This is a genomic window from Bradyrhizobium erythrophlei (assembly GCF_042430365.1).
In the GTDB taxonomy this organism is placed as follows: domain Bacteria; phylum Pseudomonadota; class Alphaproteobacteria; order Rhizobiales; family Xanthobacteraceae; genus Bradyrhizobium; species Bradyrhizobium erythrophlei.
The window spans coordinates 1-851 of the sequence record NZ_JBHMET010000157.1; the positions used below are offsets into that span (position 1 = coordinate 1).

The following is an 851-nucleotide window of genomic DNA, read 5'->3' on the forward strand; positions in this document are numbered from 1 at the left end:
CTAGGTCCTGTGGACATTTACCGCAACCAGAGCATGGTTGCAGCGAGCGTTAGGACAGCAAAGTAGTTTCTGGCGGTTTTTTCGTAACGTGTGGCGACGCGGCGAAACTGTTTGAGCTTGCTGAAGCAGCATTCGATGAGATGGCGCTGAGCGTAGAGCGAAGCGTCGAGCGGATGTTTGATGGCCCGCGAAGGGTTGTTGGGAATGGCGGCGATAGCGCCTTTTGCAGCGATAGCATTGCGAAACGCGTCAGCGTCGTAAGCTGTGTCGGCGATGACGACGTCGGCAGCGAAGCCCTCGACGAGCGGACCGGCTTGCGGCGCATCGCCGGCCTGGCCTGCGGTGAGGAAGAAGCGGACCGGACAGCCCAAGCCGCGAACCGCCAGATGGATTTTAGTCGTCAGGCCGCCGCGGGAACGCCCGATGGCCTGATTTTGAGCCCCCCTTTTGCGCCGCTGGCGTGCTGGTGGGCGCGGACGATGGTGGAGTCGACGATCAGGTATTCAAAGTCCGGATCATCCGCCAGCGCCTCGAACATGCGCAGCCAGACCCCTTTGGCGCTCCACCGGCTGAAGCGTCGGAACACGCTGTTCCAGTCGCCGAATGCTTCGGGCAGATCGCGCCACGGCGAACCGGTGCGCACGATCCACAAAACGCCTTCGACGAACATGCGGTTGTCGCGGCCCGTCGAACCGCGCTGGTCCGGCCGACCAATGATCAGGCCGGATATCCGATCCCATTGCGCATCGCTCAGAACGAGCCGATCCTGGATGCCCAAGACTTCCTCCCAAAAGAAAGTCTTGAATCACACTCCTCTCGATTTGAGAATCCCAAGAGTCCACAGGACCTAG

1 protein-coding gene is annotated in these 851 nt (G+C 60.8%); it reads right to left on the reverse strand.

Translation table 11 applies throughout. From position 1 onward, the window contains the following. Window positions 1-17 precede the first annotated feature (17 nt). Window positions 18-778 (reverse strand): IS5 family transposase gene (locus ACFFWD_RS24635; protein WP_376969434.1). Its coding sequence is split into 2 segments (ribosomal slippage): window positions 18-445 and window positions 445-778, totalling 762 coding nucleotides; the frame shifts between segments, so codons are not numbered across the junction. Window positions 779-851 lie beyond the last annotated feature (73 nt).